Annotated in this window: 17 protein-coding genes; 10 read left to right on the forward strand and 7 right to left on the reverse strand. The window is 66.0% G+C overall.

Annotated elements, in window-relative coordinates; genetic code table 11:
- Positions 1-7: 7 nt before the first annotated feature.
- Both ACFVM3_RS18930 and ACFVM3_RS18935 read right to left on the reverse strand, forming a co-directional pair.
- Positions 8-898, reverse strand: a complete 891-nt coding sequence (locus ACFVM3_RS18930; protein ID WP_378440235.1) for a sortase — start codon at positions 896-898, stop codon at positions 8-10.
- Positions 895-3,249: a hypothetical protein gene (locus tag ACFVM3_RS18935; protein ID WP_378440237.1), complete on the reverse strand. Its 2,355-nt coding sequence runs from the start codon at positions 3,247-3,249 to the stop codon at positions 895-897. The genes ACFVM3_RS18930 and ACFVM3_RS18935 overlap by 4 nt, the downstream gene beginning before the upstream one ends.
- A gap of 257 nt (positions 3,250-3,506) precedes the next feature.
- On the opposite strand from ACFVM3_RS18935, the gene pstC reads away from it, so the two are divergent.
- Genes pstC through ACFVM3_RS18955 form a run of 4 tightly spaced genes read left to right on the forward strand, consistent with a single transcriptional unit; the run spans position 3,507 to position 8,012 of the window.
- Positions 3,507-4,496, forward strand: coding sequence for a phosphate ABC transporter permease subunit PstC (pstC, locus tag ACFVM3_RS18940; RefSeq protein ID WP_378440239.1), 990 nt, complete (start codon positions 3,507-3,509; stop codon positions 4,494-4,496).
- Positions 4,496-5,620 carry a phosphate ABC transporter permease PstA gene (pstA, locus tag ACFVM3_RS18945; protein WP_378440241.1) on the forward strand — a complete coding sequence of 375 codons (1,125 nt, stop codon included), beginning with the start codon at positions 4,496-4,498 and terminating at the stop codon, positions 5,618-5,620. The genes pstC and pstA overlap by 1 nt, the downstream gene beginning before the upstream one ends.
- Before the next feature lie 23 nt (positions 5,621-5,643).
- Positions 5,644-6,459 carry a phosphate ABC transporter ATP-binding protein gene (locus tag ACFVM3_RS18950; protein ID WP_378440308.1) on the forward strand — a complete coding sequence of 272 codons (816 nt, stop codon included), beginning with the start codon at positions 5,644-5,646 and terminating at the stop codon, positions 6,457-6,459.
- Positions 6,456-8,012, forward strand: coding sequence for a substrate-binding domain-containing protein (locus ACFVM3_RS18955; protein ID WP_378440243.1), 1,557 nt, complete (start codon positions 6,456-6,458; stop codon positions 8,010-8,012). Before ACFVM3_RS18950 ends, ACFVM3_RS18955 begins: the two co-directional genes overlap by 4 nt.
- Here ACFVM3_RS18955 and ACFVM3_RS18960 read toward each other — a convergent pair.
- The gene (locus ACFVM3_RS18960; protein ID WP_378440245.1) at positions 8,009-8,920 is read right to left on the reverse strand and encodes an NADP-dependent oxidoreductase; all 912 of its coding nucleotides are present in this window, start codon (positions 8,918-8,920) and stop codon (positions 8,009-8,011) included. The genes ACFVM3_RS18955 and ACFVM3_RS18960 overlap by 4 nt on opposite strands.
- A gap of 99 nt (positions 8,921-9,019) precedes the next feature.
- On the opposite strand from ACFVM3_RS18960, the gene ACFVM3_RS18965 reads away from it, so the two are divergent.
- On the forward strand, positions 9,020-9,481 hold the full coding sequence (locus ACFVM3_RS18965; RefSeq protein ID WP_378440247.1) for a GNAT family N-acetyltransferase: 462 nt from the start codon (positions 9,020-9,022) through the stop codon (positions 9,479-9,481).
- Here ACFVM3_RS18965 and ACFVM3_RS18970 read toward each other — a convergent pair.
- On the reverse strand, positions 9,459-10,412 hold the full coding sequence (locus ACFVM3_RS18970; protein ID WP_378440249.1) for a helix-turn-helix transcriptional regulator: 954 nt from the start codon (positions 10,410-10,412) through the stop codon (positions 9,459-9,461). The two genes, ACFVM3_RS18965 and ACFVM3_RS18970, sit on opposite strands and share 23 nt — an antisense overlap.
- 62 nt (positions 10,413-10,474) lie before the next feature.
- On the opposite strand from ACFVM3_RS18970, the gene ACFVM3_RS18975 reads away from it, so the two are divergent.
- The 3 genes from ACFVM3_RS18975 (at position 10,475) to ACFVM3_RS18985 (ending at position 13,056) form a co-directional block, all read left to right on the forward strand.
- Positions 10,475-11,602: an epoxide hydrolase family protein gene (locus tag ACFVM3_RS18975; RefSeq protein WP_378440251.1), complete on the forward strand. Its 1,128-nt coding sequence runs from the start codon at positions 10,475-10,477 to the stop codon at positions 11,600-11,602.
- A 2-nt stretch (positions 11,603-11,604) separates the two neighbouring features.
- Positions 11,605-12,684: a winged helix DNA-binding domain-containing protein gene (locus ACFVM3_RS18980; RefSeq protein WP_378440252.1), complete on the forward strand. Its 1,080-nt coding sequence runs from the start codon at positions 11,605-11,607 to the stop codon at positions 12,682-12,684.
- Between the two features lie 75 nt (positions 12,685-12,759).
- Positions 12,760-13,056: a hypothetical protein gene (locus tag ACFVM3_RS18985; RefSeq protein ID WP_378440254.1), complete on the forward strand. Its 297-nt coding sequence runs from the start codon at positions 12,760-12,762 to the stop codon at positions 13,054-13,056.
- Positions 13,057-13,075: 19 nt separating this feature from the next.
- On the opposite strand, the gene ACFVM3_RS18990 is transcribed toward ACFVM3_RS18985, so the two are convergent.
- Positions 13,076-13,846 carry an FHA domain-containing protein gene (locus ACFVM3_RS18990; protein ID WP_378440256.1) on the reverse strand — a complete coding sequence of 257 codons (771 nt, stop codon included), beginning with the start codon at positions 13,844-13,846 and terminating at the stop codon, positions 13,076-13,078.
- A gap of 84 nt (positions 13,847-13,930) precedes the next feature.
- Between ACFVM3_RS18990 and ACFVM3_RS18995 the strand changes: the two genes are divergently transcribed.
- The gene (locus ACFVM3_RS18995) at positions 13,931-14,302 is read left to right on the forward strand and encodes a PH domain-containing protein (RefSeq protein WP_026467493.1); all 372 of its coding nucleotides are present in this window, start codon (positions 13,931-13,933) and stop codon (positions 14,300-14,302) included.
- An 863-nt stretch (positions 14,303-15,165) separates the two neighbouring features.
- On the opposite strand, the gene ACFVM3_RS19000 is transcribed toward ACFVM3_RS18995, so the two are convergent.
- Entirely contained in the window at positions 15,166-15,348 is a 183-nt protein-coding gene (locus ACFVM3_RS19000) for a hypothetical protein (protein ID WP_378440258.1), read from the reverse strand.
- Positions 15,349-15,403: 55 nt separating this feature from the next.
- Here ACFVM3_RS19000 and ACFVM3_RS19005 point away from each other — a divergent pair, with 55 nt between their 5' ends.
- Positions 15,404-17,860, forward strand: coding sequence for a hypothetical protein (locus ACFVM3_RS19005; RefSeq protein ID WP_378440260.1), 2,457 nt, complete (start codon positions 15,404-15,406; stop codon positions 17,858-17,860).
- On the opposite strand, the gene ACFVM3_RS19010 is transcribed toward ACFVM3_RS19005, so the two are convergent.
- On the reverse strand, positions 17,857-18,327 hold the full coding sequence (locus ACFVM3_RS19010; protein ID WP_378440262.1) for an NUDIX hydrolase: 471 nt from the start codon (positions 18,325-18,327) through the stop codon (positions 17,857-17,859). The genes ACFVM3_RS19005 and ACFVM3_RS19010 overlap by 4 nt on opposite strands.
- Between the last annotated feature and the right edge of the window lie 3 nt (positions 18,328-18,330).

Below are 18,330 nucleotides of genomic sequence, written 5' to 3' on the forward strand. Positions count from 1 at the left end.
TCACCTCCTAGGCCCACGCGGGAAAGAGCCGCCAAAGCGCCAAAGCGGCCAGCGCCGCCAGGGTGAGCAGCACCGGACCGGTGATGACGTAGGTGGAAACCGGGCGCCACCGGCGGTAGAGGAAGGTCGCCCCGGCCGCCGCCACCACGAACCCGCCGAAGGCCAGCACGAGCCCGGCCCACGCGTCGCCGTCGCCGGTCCGCCCGTCCTGCGCGTCCGCCTTGCCGTTCTGCGGGGTGGGCCGGAACGGCCTGCCCTCCAGGACCGCGGTCACCACGGTCGCTTCCTCCGACGCCAGCGGCCACCAGGACGCCGAGGTCACCAAGGTCAGCCGATCGTTCTGCGTCTTGCCGTAGTCCGCCCCCTCGTCGAGCGGGCGGGTGGCCTTCTCGGTCACTCGATAGACGGACTTGCCCTGAGTCGTCGCGACGACGATTTCGTCACCGGGCTCCAGTGCCTCCAGCGAACCGAACGGACCGCCGTAACCCGCGTTGCGCGCGACGATCGCGGCGTTGCCCGGCTGCCCCGGACCGGCTGTGCCCGGTACGTGGCCCGGCCCGGACGCGGTCTCCCCGCTCGACGCGCCTTCGACGACGACTTGCTGCAGCTTCAGCGCGGGAATCTCCAGGACGGCGACCGGCTTGCCGAACTCGACCGGCTCGGTGGGCGGAGGCGCGCCGAAGAGGCTTTGGCTGGCACCCAACGCCAGGCCGATCTCGCCGCGGATCTCGGTCAGCGCCTTCCGCTGGTCGCTCGCCTGGAGCATCGGCCCCAGCGCGTAGACGACCAGGGCCAGCGCCACCAAAGTGGTGACCAGCCAGGCGGCGAGGACGGTGCCGATCCACCCCGGACCGAAACTCAGGAAGCGGGTTTCCGGTTCCTCGACGGAGGTGCTCACGCCGCTCCTCCGGCCGATTTACGCCGCAGGAGACCGAAGAGCATCGCGAACGCGGCGCCGATCTCGGCCAGCGCGAAGACCAGCCACCTCGGCACCGGGCGTCCGGCGGCGACGTACGCCGTCGCGGACGGGAGCGTCGCCAGGATCGCCAACGCCACCAAGGGAATCAGCGCGCCCAGCACTCCCGCGCCCGCGAACTTCGGGATGTCGATCGACTCGGCGAGATTCTTGGCCGCCAGCACGCTTTCCGGGGTCGGAGCGGCCGCGGGGGCGGGCCCGGTGGCGGCAGCCGTCGCCGACGTCCCAGCGGGCGAACCCGTTCCCCCGCTGGGGCCGGTCAGCGAGGAATTGGCGGCCGTCGTGGCACCGGTCCCGCCCGCCGGTGGCGGATTCTTCGCTTCTTCCCTTTCCTGGCAGGCGTCTTGGGCCGTCCCGGTGCCGATCTTGGCCACTCGCGCGGGAACGGTGGCCGCCAGGCCAGGGCTCAACGGGGTCATCCCCGGCGGGAGCAGCGACTGGCCGTAGCCGCTCGCCAGTTCGGCGACCGCCTTCAGTTGTGCCTGCTTCTCGGTCATCGGCTTGCAGGTCGCGTCGATCAACGGATTGACCGGCGCGGCCAGGTACTCCACGAAGGTCAGCGGGTACGCGCCGTCCTTGGTCGCGGTGCCCGGCTGCACGGTCCCGTCCTCGCCGACCTTCATCGAATCGGCGGCCAGCTGCAGGCTTTCCTTGGTCGGTGCGACGAAGTTCCCCTTGCCGTCCGGGAGCGCGACCGGCGCCCAGCCGTAGGCCCTCGCCGTCGCGAGATCGGTGATCACCCAGCTCATACAGCCGCCGGTGCAGACGAATCCCGTTCCGACGACACCGTTCTGCACCGTCTTGCGCACGGCGAGCTGACCGGTTTTCGCGTCGACGTTGTGCAGCGAACGGGCACCCGGATCGAGCGCGTTGAGATCGGAGATCACCCCTGGCGATTTCCCGTTCAGCTCACCGAAGTATTCGGTCCCCTTGTTCGGGAACACCCAGGCCGACGGCGCTGAGGCGGCGAGCACCTTGCTCAACGCGAGCGGCACGGTGCCCGGTCCGGATTCCCCGGTCACCCCGAAGAAGTCCAGGCTCTCGGCGCCGGCCCTGGCGCTGGCCGCGTTCGCCTCGTTCTCTCTCGTGACGGAGGCGAGCGCCGGATTGCGGCCGACCAGCGGGGTACCGTTCCGGAAAATACCGCCCCGGCCGTCCAGATCGGGTTGCTGTCCCCCCTTGGTGACCATGTTCGCCACCTCGTCGTGGGTGAACCGCAGGGTGCCGGTGAACTTCGCGTTGAGCGAACTCCCGTTGTCGTCGGTGTCGGTCGGCGACCAGCCGACCGCGGCCACGACCGCCGCGTTGATCCCGACCGGGATGTACTGCCGGTCGCGGACGGTCTGGGTGGCGAGCGCGTTCCCGCTGCCGGTGATCACCAGATCCGAGTTGCCCTTGTCGAACGCGGTCAGGCCGGCGTCTTCCGTCTCGCTCACGATGTTCGCCGGCTGCTCGGCCTGTGTGGGCGCGCAGAGCGCCTGGTTCCAAGCGACCGCGGTGCGGCCGAGCCGCTCCGGCATGCTGGCGCTGATGGTGTTCTGACCGGCGCCCTTACACCCTTCGACGCCGATCGCCTGCTGCGTCGGAGTGAAGGCGATCGAGCTGTCGATCCAGGTCACGAACGCGCCGTCCGCGTTCTTCGCGGTGATCGTGACCGCGACCGAACAGGGATTGTTCTCGTCGCATCGGAACGAATACTTGTTGCGGGTCTTGGCACCGGTCGCCGGATCGACGACGTCGGGATTGGCCGCCCAGGAAACCGTGGGCGGCTTGTCCGGCTGACCTTCGGCGTTCTTGTTGAAGGTGGTGTACAGCGGGTCCCAGATGATCGGTTTCGGGGTGGTGGAACCGAGCGGGATCTGGGTGTCGATGACGATGTCGCCGGTTCTGCTGCTCCGGCGGCCCGTGGCACTGTCCATATGCGCCGCGTTCGCGATGAACTCGTCCTTCAACCCACCGCAGTAGGCATTGACCCGCGCGCTGACGGAACTCTCCCGGTTCCACGGCGGTTTCCCGGCGACCTTGATCAAATTGTCCGGCAGGACTTTGGGGCAGACTTTCAGGGACGCCTGGGCACCGCTCGCCAATCCCGACACCGTGATCCGCACCGGTTCGCCGTTCCGGGCCGCCGACAGATCGGCGGGCTCGGTCTTGAGGGTGTACGGCGGGTTCGACGGCGCTTGCGCCTGTGCCGCGGGGACGGACACACCCGTGACCATCAGCACCCCGCAGATCAGCAAGATCCCGACTTGTCTCGCACGGACGAAGAACACGGACGACTCCCAAGGTGCGCGGGCATTCGGCGGAGAGCGGGACTCGATCACGAGCCGCACCGGAACCAACGTCCCCGAGTCACCCGTTCGGGGTCAACCGTCCCCGGACCCGCCCCGGCACACATTCACATTCGCCCCGTCGGGCGTTCTCCGCGTGGACACCTTTCGCGGGATCGAGCACCACATACTGGCCGCATCGAGGGGCGACGTGGTGTGCCCTGAACTCGTTTTCCCACCGATACGAAGGAAGGCCGCTCGTGACCGTCGCGCCACCCCGGCCCGACCCGTCGCCACCGGGAGCCCCGGTGCGGCGGGTGATCACCGAAGTCCTTTCCCGGGCCGACCGGGCGTTCCGCCGGGTCACCACCGGCGCCGGGCTGACGATGCTGGGCATTCTCCTGGTCATCGGCTTCTTCCTGGTCTACCGGTCTGGGCCCGCCTTCGACAACAGCGGTTTCGGGTTCTTCACCACCATCCGGTTCGACCCGGCCTCCGGTGTACTCGGCGTCCTGGGCCTGCTCTACGGGACGATCGTGGTCGCGCTCATCGCGGTCCTGGTCGCCGTACCGCTGAGCATCCTCGCGGCGCTGTTCATCACCGAGTACTCCAGCGGCCGGATCCGCGGCTTCCTCACCGGCCTCGTCGACCTGCTCGCCGCCATTCCCAGCCTGTTGTACGGCCTGTGGGGATTCAGCTTCCTCGGCCCGCAGATCGTCCCGGTTTCGACGTGGCTGACCGAGAACCTCGGCTGGTTCCCCTTGTTCGCGTCCAAGGAGAACACGCTCTACATCCAGTCCATGTTCATCGCCGGGCTGGTGGTCTCCCTGATGGTCCTCCCGATCACGACCTCGGTGATCCGTGAGGTGTTCGCGCAGACTCCGCCCGGGGAAAAGGAAGCGGCGCTCGCGCTGGGCAGTACCCGTTGGGGGATGGTCAAAACGGTCATGCTGCCCTTCGGCCGGGGCGGCATCATCGGCGGCTCGATGCTCGGACTCGGCCGCGCGCTCGGCGAGACGATCGCGGTTTCCCTGCTGCTGCCCCAGGTTCCGGAGATCACGCAGCACATCCTCCAGTTCGGCGGCGCGACCATCTCCGGGTTCATCGCCAACAACTCCGGCGCCTCCGGCCTTTCGCTGTCCGGGCTTATGGCGGCGGGCCTGGTGCTGTTCGTCTTCACCCTGGCCACGAACTTCACCGCGTCGGTGATCATCTCCAAGAGCCGGTCCGGTGCGGGAGTGGATGCCTGATGACCACGACGGTCACTCCCCCGATCTCGTCCGGCCCGCGCAAACTCGTCAAACGCCGCCCGTCGGAGACCACCAGGCAGGACCGGCTGGCGGCGCTCGGCTGCGCGGTGTCGGCCACCCTGCTCACCTGGTTCGTCATGCATCTGCTGCTGGAATCCCCCGGCTGGCTGGCGGATCTGATCGTCGCCTACCTGCTGTACCTGGCGATGCTCTACCTCGTCACCCGCGACCGTCTCGGCAGGCTCGCCGCGTCGGACCGGCTCGTGTCGACGATCGTGGTCTCCGGGGCACTCACTCTGCTCGTCCCCTTGTTGTTCCTCCTGACCTACATCGTGATCGAGGGCGCCCCATACCTGCGCCTCGGCTTCTTCACCCACGACATGTCCGCGGTCGCGCCGACCGATCCGGTCACCGCGACCGGCGGTCTGCACGCGGTCGTCGGCACCCTTCAGCAGACCGCGCTGACCCTGGTGTTCGTCGTTCCGCTGGGCGTGCTCACCGCGATCTTCCTGAACGAGACGCGGTCGCGGTTCCGCCGTCCGGTGCGGATCATGGTCGACGCGATGAGCGGTCTCCCGTCCATCGTGGCGGGCCTGTTCATCTACGCGGCGCTGATCATCCCGGGTATCCAGGCGGGCGTGGGACTGTTCAGCTACAACGGTTTGATGGCCACCCTCGCACTGACGATGGTCATGCTGCCGACGGTGACGCGGACCGTGGACGTGGTGCTCCGGCTGGTCCCGGACGGCCTGCGCGAGGCGTCGCTGGCCCTCGGGGCGAGCCGGGCGCGGACGGTGTGGTCGGTCGTGCTGCCCACCGCGCGCACCGGGGTCACCACCGCCGTGATCCTCGGGATCGCCAGGGTGGCGGGCGAAACGGCACCGCTGCTGTTCACCTCGTTCGGCTCGCTCGCGATGAACGCCAACCCGTTTTCCGCGCCACAGGAAAGCATCCCGCTGTTCATCTACCGCTTCATCAAGCAGCCGCTGGAAAACGTCCAGCAGCGCGGTTACGTCGGCGCGCTCGTGCTGATCCTGCTCATCTTCGGCCTGTTCGCGATCGCCAGGATCGTCGGGCGCGACCGGTCGAAGCGCAAGGCGAAAAGAACGAAGGAGAACCGGTGACCGACACCACCGAATTGTCCACCGTGGACGGCAGGCCGCAGGTCACCTTGACCGGTGGGCCGCCGCCCGGTGCGGCCGAACTCGAGTCGCGGGAGATCGGCGCCTGGTTCGGCGACCGGCTGGTCCTCGAAGGCGTGTCGTTGCGGATGCCCGCCAAAGAGGTGACCGCGCTGATCGGCCCGTCGGGCTGCGGCAAGTCGACTTTCCTGCGCATCCTCAACCGGATGCACGAGCTCGTCCCGTCGGCGTCGCTGACCGGCGAAGTCCTGCTGGACGGCCAGGACATCTACGCCGACGGAACCCGCCCGCAGCAGGTCCGCCTGCGCATCGGCATGGTGTTCCAGAAACCGAATCCGTTCCCGGCGATGTCCATCCGGGACAACGTGCTCGCCGGGCTGAAACTCGCCGGCGTCAAATGCGACGACAAGAACGCGCTCGTGGAACAGAGTCTCGAACGCGCCGGGCTGTGGCGTGAGGTCCGAGACCGGCTGAGCTCACCCGGCGGTGCCCTGTCCGGCGGGCAGCAGCAGCGGCTCTGCATCGCCCGTTCGCTCGCGGTCCAGCCGAACGTCCTCCTGATGGACGAGCCCTGCTCCGCCCTCGACCCGACGTCCACCCGGCGGATCGAGCAGACGATCGCCGAGATCGGGCACGAGGTCACCGTCGTGATCGTCACGCACAACATGCAGCAGGCCCAACGGGTTTCGGATCACTGCGCGTTCTTCCTCGCGGCCGAGAACGAACCCGGCCGGGTGATCGAACACGGTCCGACAGACACGATCTTCAACGCGCCGTCGGACGAACGCACCTTCGACTACGTGAACGGGCGGTTCGGATGACGACCTTGCGCAGAGTGGGCGCTTTGGGCGGGATCTCGGCGCTGCTGCTCTCGATCTCCGTGGCGGGCGCGCCCGGCGCGGCGGCGCTCAGCAGGGTCACCGGTTCGGGGTCCAGCTACGTCGGTGTGGCGATGACCGACTGGCAGAACGGCGCGACGTCGCGGGGTATCCCGGTCAACTATTCGGCCACCAACTCACCCGCCGGGGTCAACCAGTACGGCGACCGGACGGTCGACTTCGGCGGGACCGAAGCCGAGGTCTCCTCGCTCCTCGCGGCCGGCGGTGGCGGCGTGACCGCGCAGACCCGCGGCTACCAGTACGTTCCGGACGTCGCCGGCGCGGTCGCCGTCATGTACAACGTCACCGACCAGGCGGGCAAGCGCGTCGACTACCTGCACCTCACGCGGGAGGCGATCGGCCGGATCTTCAGCCGGGACATCACCCGCTGGAGTGATCCGGCGATCACCGCGACCAACGGCGGGAAGTCACTGCCGGACCAGCCCATCACCCTCGTCGGGCGGACCGGGCAATCCGGGACGACGGCGCTGTTCTACGACTTCATCGCTCATGCGGCCCCCGAGGCGTACCAGCGCTTCGTCGCCCGCAACGTCGGCAACGGGATGGGCAGCCTGCCCGCCGGGGTGCGCCCGATCCAGTTGCCCGAACGAGGACCGGACGCCGATTGGTACCGGCTGCTCGCGGACTCCGACCAGATCGCGCAGGCCATCGGCAAAGCGACCATCCCGTTCTCCATCGCTTACGACGAATTCGCCTACGCGCAGCGCCACAACGTGCCGTCGGCGTGGGTGCAGAACGGCGCGGGGCAGTACACGCAGCCCTACGCGGAGAACATCGCCTCCGCGCTGAAGTTCGCGGAACTCCGCCCCGACCTGAGCCAGAAACTCGACAAGGTCTACTCGAACGCGGACCCGAAGTCGTACCCGATTTCGGCGTACTCCTACATCATGATGCCCTGTTCGAGCGGCCGGGACACCTGCCGCGGCGGCTACGGCGACCAGGGCAAGACCGACACGATGACCGCGTTCCTCGAACATGTCGCCTGCGACGGCCAGATCAACATGGCCCGGATCGGCTACTCGCCGTTGCCGCCGAACCTGTCGCAAGAGATCATGAACTCGAACTCGCGACTCACCGGGCAGCCGCCGAAACAGCTCAACGCGAGCAATTGCGCCAACCCGACCTTCCACGGCAGCCTCGGCGCGGGCGCCACCAGCCCGCCCGACCCGCTGGTGACCGCCGGGATCATCGCCCCGAACGGCAAACCCGCGGCCGGGACGGGTGCGGCCGGACCGAACGCGTCGACCGGCCCGAGCACGGGTCCGGCCACCGGTGACAAGACCGCCACCGCGACGGCGACCCCCGACGAGGAGTCGGCTGGTGGCGGCTCGAAGAACTGGCGGGAAGCCGCACCGGCGTCCTACGACGAGGGCGGGTTCGGCGGCTTCGGCGGCTGGGCGGCGCTGGTGTTGTTCCTGGCGATCGTGACTCCGCTGGTGGTGCGCGGGGTGATCCGGAAGCTGCGGGGTGCCTAGGAGAAGGTCAGCACGACCTTGCCCCGCCCGTGCCCGGTCTCGATCTCCCGGTGCGCCGCCGCGGCCTCACCGAACGGATACGTCCGCCGCACCAGGAAACGCAACTCCCCCTTGACGTACAACGACGCCAGCATCCCCAGCCGTTCGGCCGACCGCGTCCCCGTGACCACTCGCGCCCCGGCCTCGGGCGCGCGCCCGTGCTCGACCAGGGTCAGCACGCGGTCCGGATTCCCGACCAGCTCCAGCGAAAGGTCGAAGGCGGCCCCGCCCGCGCCGTCCAGCGCCGCGTCGATGCCGGACGGCGCGAGGGCGCGCACCCGGTCGGCCAGGCCGTCGCCGTAGACCACCGGTTCGGCGCCGAGCGAACGGACGTACTCCTGGTTCGCCTCGCTCGCCGTCCCGATCACCCTCGCCCCGCGCAGCGCCGCGAGCTGGACGGCGGCCGTGCCCACCGAGCCCGCCGCACCGTGGATCAGCAGTGTCTCGCCGCGGGCGACCCGCAGCGCGTCCAGCGCCAGATACGCCGTTTGGGTTCCCGCCGTGAACCCGCCCGCGACCTCCCACGGCATCTCCGCCGGCTTCGGCGTGACGTTCTCCGCGGGCACCACGATGTACTCGGCGTACGCCTGAACCGCCGTGAAGCCGAGCACCTCGGCCCCCGCGACGAGGCCGGTAACCCCGGAACCGACCTCGTCGACGACCCCGGCGAACTCGTTCCCCGGGACACGCGGCCAACGCAGCTCGAGCCCCGCGGGTTCCCAACCCGCCCGCACGGCCGCGTCGTACGGCTGCACCCCCGCCGCCTTCACCCGCACCCGGACCTCCCCCGCCCCGGCGTGCGGCTCCTCCAGCTCCAGCACCCGGAGCACTTCCGGGCCACCGGCTTCCGTGAACGCGGCCGCTTTCATCTTGTTCCTCCAGTTCGTCCCAGGCTGTCTGGACCCAGCCTCATACCTCCAGATAGCTGGAGGTCAAGAACTGTCGGTGTGACGTTCTAAGCTGCGCTCGTGACGAGCTACCGCATCTCCAGGGCAAGCGCTTCCGACGCCGGCAGGCTGACGGCGCTGATGCACGAATCGGCCGCCTACCAAGGGGAGTACGCGTCGATCCTCGAGGGTTACCGGGTCACCGAGGACTACCTCGCCACCCATCCCGCGTTCGTCGCCCACGCGCAGCGGGACGTGGTGGGCTTCTACAGCCTGATCGAGTACCCGGCCGAGCTCGACCTGCTGTTCGTCGCCGATTCGGCGCAGGGCACGGGCATCGGCGCGTGGCTGATCGAGCATATGCTCGGGCAGGCCGCGGATCTGGGCATGACCGAGCTCCGCGTCGTCTCCCATCCGCCTGCCGCCGGGTTCTACGAACGGATGGGCGCCCGCCGTGTCGGCGTCGTACCGCCCAACCCGCCGAAGATCACTTGGGAGCGCCCGGAACTGGTCTTCGACGTCAAGCATCCACCGCACGACTGAACCGGCCGATCAGTTTACGCAGGTGCCCGGCGAACTCCGGGGAGTCGACGACCTCGAAGTCGGTGTCGAGCAGGCCCAGGTAGAGCGCCAGGTACTCCAGCGTGTCCGCGCCGGCTTTGAGCAGGCAGGTCCGCTCGTCGAGGGCTTCGACGACGACGGCAGGCGGCACCTTCGCCACGGCTTCGGCGGCCGGGGCGTGCAGCCGGATCGTGGCGTGGTGCCGCCACAGCGCCGCGCCGACGCCACGTTGGAGGTACGCGACCACGCCGCCTTCGGGTGGTTCGCGTTCCTCGAAACGCCGGCCGTTGGGTGTCCGGGGCCGCACCCGATCGGCGCGGAACGTACGCCAGTCCTGTTTGTCGACGTCCCAGCCGACGAGGTACCACCGGCGGCTCATATGCACGACGCGGTGCGGCTCGATCTGCCTTCGTGTCTCGGATCCGTTGTGTCCCACGTAATCGAAGCGCAGGGTCTCGCGGTCACGGCAGGCGGCGGCGATGACCGCGAGCACCTCGGCGTCGACGGTGGGGCCGCCGCCCTGCACCGCGAGTGTCGCCGAGTTCAGCGCCGCGACACGATGCCGCAGCCGTGACGGCAGCACCTGCTCCAGTTTCGCCAGCGCGCGCACCGACGTCTCCTCGATGCCCGCGATCGTGCCGCCCGCGGCCGTGCGCAGGCCCATCGCCACCGCGACGGCCTCTTCGTCGTCGAGCAGCAGTGGTGGCATCGCCGCGCCGGCGCCCAGGCTGTAGCCCCCGGAGACGCCGGGCGTGGCGTCGACGGGATAGCCCAGGCCGCGAAGCCGCTCGATGTCGTTCCGGATGGTCCTGGTGGTGACGTCGAGCTTGTCCGCCAGTTCCGGACCGGTCCAAGTGCGCCTGGCCTGCAGCAACGACAGGAGTCGCAGCAGTCTCGCCGAAGTTTCCGCCATGAATTCCACCTTGTCCGCAATCGCGGAACGAACCTTTCCGCAATCGTTCCTAATCTAGCCCCATGACCGAAATCAAGCCCTTCCGCATCGCCGTCGACCAGGCAGAACTCGATGACCTCAAGGACCGTCTGCACCGCACCCGCTGGCCCCGCGAGGTCACCGGCGACTGGAGCAGAGGCGTCCCGGTCGCCTACCTCAAGGGATTGGCCGAATACTGGGCCGACGGCTTCGACTGGCGCGCGCAGGAAGCCCAGCTGAACGAGTTCCCGCAGTTCACCACCGAGATCGACGGCCAGACCATCCACTTCCTGCACGTCCGCTCGACCGCCCCGGACGCGCTGCCGGTGCTCCTCACGCACGGCTGGCCCAGCTCGCCGTTCGAATTCCGCCGGGTCATCGAGGAACTCGCCGGCGAGTTCCACCTGGTCATCCCGTCCCTGCCCGGTTACGGATTCTCGAACCCGGTGAGCGGCCCCGGCTGGGGCAACCTGTTCCGCGTCGCCCAGGCGTGGACCACGCTGATGGACCGCCTCGGCTACGAGCGCTTCGGGGTGCACGGCACCGACGCCGGCGCCGGAGTCGCGGGCATCCTGTCGATGATCGCGGCGCACCGCGTGGTCGGCGTCCACCTGACCGGGACCAGCGCGGGGATGCCGTTCGGCCCCGCCGTCGACCTGGACGGCCTCGACGACAAGGACCGCGAGCGCGGCGAACGCTTCAACCGGTTCCAGTCCGACGGCCTCGGCTACCTGCACCTTCAGGCCACCCGGCCGCAGACGCTGGCCTATTCGCTGAACGACTCCCCCACCGGCCAGCTCGCGTGGATCGTGGAGAAGTTCGCCGAGTGGACCGATCCGGCCAAGGAGCTGCCGGAGGACGCCGTCGATCGCGACCATCTCCTGACCGCGGTCAGCCTGTACTGGTTCACCGGCGCGGGCGCTTCCTCCGCGCACGCCGTGTACGAAGGCATGGAGGTCTACCGGCAGATGTCGCAAGGCGGCTGGGACGAAGCGCCCGCCGGTCCGCCGCGCGCGATCGCCGTCTTCGCCGGGGACACCACGATCCGGAGTCTGCAGGACGGCCCGGTGGAAAACTGGTCCGAATACGACACCGGCGGCCACTTCCCGGCGATGGAGGTCCCCGGCCTGTTCGCCGAAGACCTCCGTTCCTTCCTGCGAAAGTGCGTCTGACGATGGAGCAGCTGAGCCCCCGTGCCCTCAACCGCGCGACCCTGGCCAGGCAGTTCCTGCTGGAGCGCGCCGATCTTCCCGCCGTCACCGCGATCGAGCGGCTGGCCGGTCTCCAGGCGCAGGCCCCCGACTCGTCCTATGTCGGGCTGTGGTCGCGGCTTCGGGACTTCCAAGTGGACGAGCTGGCGAAACCGCTGGCCGACCGCGAGGTCGTCCGGACGACGTTGATGCGCGGCACGGTGCACCTGATGACCGCAGCCGACGCCCTGGCCCTGTGGCCGACCGTCGAAACGGTGGTCGAGCGCGGTTTCCTCGGCCACTACTCGCGGGAGATCGCCGGACTCGACCTCGCCGCGATCGCCGAAGCAGGGAAAGCCCTGCTGGCCGAACGGCCCCGCACGCGCGCCGAAATCCGGACCGCGCTGGCACCACGCTGGCCCGACGCGGACCTGCCCACGCTCGGCTACGCGGTCAACAGCCTGCTCCCGCTCGCGCACGTGACCCCGCGTGGCCTGTGGGGCCAGACCGGCCCGGCCGCGTTCGCCCTGCTCGAAGACTGGGTCGGCGCACCGATCACGGACGGCATCACCCTCGACGACCTGGTGCTGCGCTATCTCGCGGCGTTCGGCCCGGCGACCGTCCGCGACGCGCAGGTCTGGTCGGGGCTCACTCGGTTGAAGGAGGTTTTCGAACGGCTGCGGCCACAGCTGATCACCTTCCGCGACGTCGAGGGCAAAGAGCTGTTCGACCTTCCCGACGCGCCGCGGCCGGACCCGGAAACCCCGGCCCCGCCCCGGTTCCTGCCCGAGTACGACAACGTCCTGCTCTCCCACGCCGACCGCGCGCGGGTCATCCCCGACGGCCGCCGCGTGCCGTTGCCTCCGGGTAACGGCGGCCGCCGGGGCACCCTGCTCGTCGACGGTGAATTCCTGGCAATTTGGGCGATCAAAGGGGCGGCCCTGACGATCGAATCGCGGAAGCCGTTGCGAGATCAGGATTCGATCGCCGAAGAGGGCGCGCGGCTCCTGGAATTCGTAGTGCCGGGCTCGGCGCACGACATCCGTTTCGACATCGCCGGATAACGGTCCGGCCTTTCGCCGTAACGAAGGGCGGCGTTCGGGCGAAGCATGGCGCGTAGAGCCTGAAGGGAGCGGGCCATGAGCAAGAACTACGGATTCATGACGGTGCTGGCGGGGCTGAGCGCGCTCGCGGTGATCGCGGTCGCGGCGGTCTGGCGGTACCCGAACACCTCCGACGTCACGGCGGTGATCACCGCGGCGGGAACGGTGATCGGCACCGTGGTGGGTGCCTTCTTCGGGGTGAACGCGGCCTCGGCGGGACGCGTGAAGGCCGAAGAGAGCCGGGATCAGGCGACGGCGGCGCTGGTGAAGGTCGCGGGCGAGGCGGAACGAGGCAGCGACGTCGCGAAGGCGGCCATGGAAGGCGTGAGCTGACTGTCCTTTATGGACACAATCAGTCGAGCGCCTCGAGCAGGGCGAGATCCGGCGGGACGAGGGTCGTGGACAGCACGAGCTCTCGCAACAGGTTGTCGTTCAACGCGTTGCCCACCGGCTCGCCGACCTCTTCACGCCGCAGCCCGAAAACTCCGCCGGCGGACAGCCGCGCCCGGACGTCGATGACGACGTGCTCGACACGGCGCGCGGTCCACGTCTCACCGGGCCGGAGTTCGGAGAGCACCTCGGCCGTCTGCTGACGGGACAACGGCTGCGGATTGAGGTCGTGCAACAGATACCGTTGCCCGAAGACGACCAGGACCAGGCGTTCTTCCGCGCTGAGGCGCCAGCGGCGTGGCGGCACGGTGACGTCGTCGTGCCGGGTGGCGGGCTGCCCTCCCTCGGGACCCGCGACGTACAACTCGAGCAGGTGCTCCCGCCTGCCCGAACCGCGGACGAACAGCGGCGTGTACCCGTCCGACAGGGGAATCGGCTCCTCACCGCGGGACAGCCAGCGGGAATTCGGCAAGCGAATGGGCAGCTGACCGGTGTTGCTGACCCACCACTGCCCGTCGGCGAAGTTCAGCAGCCCGTGCCTGCGGCTGACCTGCAGGTCGTTCTCCCCCACACAGACGTCGACCTGCGGCCGATTACGCCCGAACGTGATCTCGCCGCCCTCGCCGGGGTCGACGGACACACCACCCGCGAGCGTGAGCGCGAACACCGCGCCGGGAGCCGACGGCGGCACGCCGAGCGCCAGGCTCTCGTGCGTCGTCGTCAGCCGCTTCATCGTGCCTCCTCCTGTTGCCCGGGATTATGAGGGACGCCGCCGGGGACGGGTCCCGATGTCGCGTTCATCCGTATGTTGGACCACATGATTGACTTCTCCAAGGACACCGTCTTCAAACTCACGCCGTGCAAGCCGAAGGACATCGCGCCGACGGTGCAGCCGATCATCATCCCCGGCGAGGAGATCATCTCGTCGTTCAAGGCGGTGCGCGACTTCGTGGTGTTCACGAACAAGCGGCTGATCGCGGTGAACGTCCAGGGCATGACCGGCAAGAAGAAGGACTTCACTTCGCTGCCGTACAACAGGATCCAGGCCTTCTCGATCGAAACCGCGGGCACCTTCGATCTCGATGCCGAACTGGACCTTTGGTTCAGCGGGCTGGGGAACGTGCGGCTGGAGTTCCGGGGTTCGGACATCCGGGCGATCGGCCAACTGATCGCCACGCACACGCTTTAGCCCCCTCCCGCAATTAGTCGACTACTTGCGCGGGCTGGGTGGGCCGCGGTGGGCGTTGGGCCGGGTGGGTCGTGAGTGTCAATTCGGGTTCTAACCCTGATCGCCACTCACGACCCACCTGGCTCTCTGCGGCTTCCGCCGGCTGTGTTCGTTGCGAAAGCCACTTTCGCAACGTTGAAGGTTGCGAAAGTGGCTTTCGCAACGCCCGGTCACCTTCGGCCTGCAGCGCAAGTCTTTGGGTCGCTAGAGCCACCGTGCCCCGGATATCCGCTGTCGTGCGCGAATGGCGATCTCACGTGATCGGAGGGACGACACACGTGATTGGGCGGACGACTCACGTGTCCAGACGGACGACTCGCGGCGGAACCCCCGTCGCGCGTGTGTCGTCCATGCAGTCACGCGTGTCGTCCATCTGATCACGCGTGTCGTCCTCCGGATCACGCGAAACCGCCGGTGCGGCCAGAACCAGCTCGTGAGTAGTGAGGACGGTTAGAACCGTCCTCACCACTAACGAGACCACTACATGTTGATCTTTTGATCCTAGGGTTTCGCTGACCTCGACATGATCGCTGTTTCTGGCCGCTGACCTGCGCGGACAGGGCTGGACACTTCTCGCGTGTTCTCACCCCTACCCGACGTCTGACGGCCTGGAGACGGCCTGGCACTCGCCCACTCCTCCCCCATCTCCCCGATACGAAGCCATCCACGCGGCCGTTGCGTCGGGTCAAGGCACGCTTTCCCGCCTTGACGCGGCGTGACGGCCGTTGTGACGATCTGGCATCGGGGTGATGGCTCCGCGTAACAGCCGTTGGTCCGCCTGCGACATCGGTGGCACGAATGTCTCAGCGAGGAGGCTGACGTGCTCATTGGCGTACCTGCGCGCCGCTGGCGGCGGCAACACCTGTCCACGGCTTCAGCGGGCGCACCGCCCGGCCGGTGGGCGAAGCGGAGCGACAGCCCGCCGTGTCGGGCAAGGTGCGCCCGCAGGCGAGACGCGGACGCAAGGTGACCAGCGCGCCGCCGACGGCGGCGCGCCTTGATCCCATAGAGCCAAGTTCGGCAACCGCCCTCAACTCAACGCAGACCATTGAAGGACTTTCGATGCCCCAAACCGACTTCGACCAGGGCGCTGTCGCGATGAGCGAACTTGCCGTCGAGCAGGAGAATACGACCGTCGACAGAAACGAAGCTACAACGCGGTTTCACATAATTGATCGAATTCTATTCGATGCCCTTGGCTGGCAGAAGCAAGACTGTGTCCTTGAGGAACCATTAGACGGCACCTATACCGACTACTCACTAGGTAACCCCGGGACTAGACTAATAGTTGAAGCAAAGAAGGAGGGAGTCTACTTTTCCGTTCCCTTATCCTCCGGCCCTCAGATCGTCAGACTTGCAAGCCTCCTCCGAGGAAACCCTAATCTAAGTGCAGCAGTCAAACAGGCCGCTTCCTACTGTTCAACTAGAGGCGTCGAACTGGGCGCAGTCACTAACGGTCACCAGCTTGTAGCGTTTATCGGAAGTCGAACAGATGGCACAGCACCCCTAAGCGGTAGAGCCATCGTATTTCGCAGCCTTCGCGAGATGGAAGAAAAGTTCATCGACCTCTGGAACTGGCTAAGTCCCGAGGGCATTACCTCTGGCTCACTAAAGGAACTCTTAACCAAAGAGTCGCGCCCACTTCCTCCCGAAAAGCTCTCTCAGCGTTTATTTCAATATCCAGGCCTAAAATCGCGCAACGAGATCGAGATTGAGCTGGACATCCTCGGCGAACTTTTCCTACAGGACATTGTTAAGGCCAAAGAGCTTGAGGAAGACTTTCTTCGAGAGTGCTACTGCACTAGCGGCGCCCTTTCACAGTACGCCTTGGTCAGCAAAGAGATTCTAAAGAGTAGATACCACGAACTGTCGAAGGACCAAGGAAAAGTTGCGTCAGTAACCAGCAAAGAAGGAATCTCGCCCGACCTATTCGAAGCTGTCATCTCAAAAGGCGTAAGTCGACGCCCCGTGGTACTCCTGGGAGACGTCGGCGTCGGCAAGACAACATTCGTACGACGTCTAGTTCGAATAGATGCAAAGGAAGAGCTTGAGCGCTCAATAGTTCTATATGTGGATTTTGGTTCTCAACCTGCACTCCGCAGAGACCTAGAGACATTTGTCAGCGAGAACTTCGCCAAGCAGTTGCTGGAAAACTATAACATCGATCTTCATTCTAATGAATTTGTTCGCGCAGTGTACAATGGCGAACTGAACAGGTTTTCCAAGGGAATATACGGACAACTCAAAGATGTTGACCCTGCAAAGTATCTAGAACAAGAGTTGTCACTTCTCGCCAGCTTAACCGAGAAACTAGAAAGCCACCTTAAAGCGTCATTTGATCATCTCCGAGCTTCCCAAAAACGCAACGCCGTCGTCTTCTTTGACAACATTGACCAAAGGGATGCCGAATTTCAAGACGCGGTATACTTAATCGCCCAGGGGCTATCGGAAACCTGGAATCTTACAACCTTTATCAGCCTCCGGCCTGACACCTTCAACTCGTCGCGAAAGACAGGCTCTCTAGCGGCATACCAGCCGCGTGTATTTACAATCTCTCCACCACGCATCGATCAAGTGGTAACGAGGCGACTGAAGTTTGCGCAACAGGTCATAAATGCCGGAAGATTCTCACTGGGAGCAGAGGGTATAACTCTCGATAGCTCGCTACTGCGAGATTACATCGATGTCCTAATCACTTCACTTTCTTTCAACCACCAACTGAGTGAATGCCTGGACAATGTCAGCCAAGGGAACGTACGAGAAGCCCTCAACCTTCTTACATCTTTTGTCGGCAGCGGACACGTTGACACACGGAAGATCCTTGACATCTACCGCAGAAGTGGCTCCTACACTGTCCCGTTGCATGAATTCCTGCGCGCAATTCTTTATGGCGGGGCGGTACACTATGATCCAACCTCCTCGCCCATTGCGAATATATTTGACATATCCTCACGCAGTCCGCGAGAACATTTCTGCCTTCCAGTCATCATGAACTTCCTAGAACGACAAGCTCAGCATTCATCCGCCGAGCTTGGATTCATCCCTTCTTCACGCATATACGATCACTGTCAATCCCTTGGCCTTCGACCCGACGAGATAGATATAGCACTATCTCGCGGCACAGAGACCGGGATTATTGACGTCACAGCGGAAGAAAGCAAGACTGGCGACAGAACTGAACGTTTTAGGATCACCCAGAATGGCGCTTACTTGCTACACAGACTATCCCGGCTATTCGTCTACTATGACGCCGTGGTGGTAGACACACCGATCCTCTCGGACGAAATGCGCCCGAAGCTTTCTGACGCACGTACGATCCAAGAACGACTCGACCGAGCAGACGACTTTCTAACTTATCTTGACGAGCAATACGAGAGCTTTGGAGAACTAGAGACTGGCCTCGACTGGGAGTCGATTTCATCGGCAGCCAGGCAAGATATCACCAACGTATGGGAAGCGCTTGAAAAAGCAGCGGCCCGCCGAGATGGTCAATCTCAATACAACGGGACACAAAACTAAGAAAAGTAGGGATTCTGCAATTCTCCGAGGCCGTGTTCGACTCGCATTTTGATCGAAGGGTGGACGTTCATTTCAGCGACCATTTCTGCCGAAACCCAGCAAACTTCCTTACTCTCATCGCTAGTCCGCGCTGTGCCCCCGATAGAATCGGCCCTGAAGCAGATAGAAAATTCTTGCCGCACTTCGCCGTCGTCGTAAGCGATGACGTGGTTGGGGTTCGAGTACAGCCCGATGACCCCAGTCACCTCGCACTCAATACCGGTCTCCTCGCGCACCTCCCGCACGGCGGCCTGCGCCAAGGTCTCGCCGAGTTCGAGCTGCCCGCCAGGGATCGCGTACAGGTCGTTGTCGGTGCGCCGGATCATGAGGATGCGGCCTTCTTCGTCCTGGATGAACGCGGAGACCGCGACTGCGATGCTGTTCGCCTTCGGGGCGTTCGGGTCGTTGTAGTAGTCGACGCGTGCCATGTG

This window comes from Amycolatopsis sp. NPDC057786, from assembly GCF_042797905.1.
Lineage (GTDB): Bacteria > Actinomycetota > Actinomycetes > Mycobacteriales > Pseudonocardiaceae > Amycolatopsis.

Bases quoted from the DNA above. Each gene is read 5' to 3' on its own strand.
- pstA (WP_378440241.1), top strand. From the start codon at position 4,496: ATGACCACGACGGTCACTCCCCCGATCTCGTCCGGCCCGCGCAAACTC.
- ACFVM3_RS18955 (WP_378440243.1), top strand. From the start codon at position 6,456: ATGACGACCTTGCGCAGAGTGGGCGCTTTGGGCGGGATCTCGGCGCTG.
- ACFVM3_RS18960 (WP_378440245.1), bottom strand. From the start codon at position 8,920: ATGAAAGCGGCCGCGTTCACGGAAGCCGGTGGCCCGGAAGTGCTCCGG.
- ACFVM3_RS18970 (WP_378440249.1), bottom strand. From the start codon at position 10,412: ATGGCGGAAACTTCGGCGAGACTGCTGCGACTCCTGTCGTTGCTGCAG.
- ACFVM3_RS18975 (WP_378440251.1), top strand. From the start codon at position 10,475: ATGACCGAAATCAAGCCCTTCCGCATCGCCGTCGACCAGGCAGAACTC.
- ACFVM3_RS18980 (WP_378440252.1), top strand. From the start codon at position 11,605: ATGGAGCAGCTGAGCCCCCGTGCCCTCAACCGCGCGACCCTGGCCAGG.
- ACFVM3_RS18985 (WP_378440254.1), top strand. From the start codon at position 12,760: ATGAGCAAGAACTACGGATTCATGACGGTGCTGGCGGGGCTGAGCGCG.
- ACFVM3_RS18990 (WP_378440256.1), bottom strand. From the start codon at position 13,846: ATGAAGCGGCTGACGACGACGCACGAGAGCCTGGCGCTCGGCGTGCCG.
- ACFVM3_RS18995 (WP_026467493.1), top strand. From the start codon at position 13,931: ATGATTGACTTCTCCAAGGACACCGTCTTCAAACTCACGCCGTGCAAG.
- ACFVM3_RS19000 (WP_378440258.1), bottom strand. From the start codon at position 15,348: ATGGGATCAAGGCGCGCCGCCGTCGGCGGCGCGCTGGTCACCTTGCGT.
- ACFVM3_RS19005 (WP_378440260.1), top strand. From the start codon at position 15,404: ATGCCCCAAACCGACTTCGACCAGGGCGCTGTCGCGATGAGCGAACTT.
- ACFVM3_RS19010 (WP_378440262.1), bottom strand. From the start codon at position 18,327: ATGGCACGCGTCGACTACTACAACGACCCGAACGCCCCGAAGGCGAAC.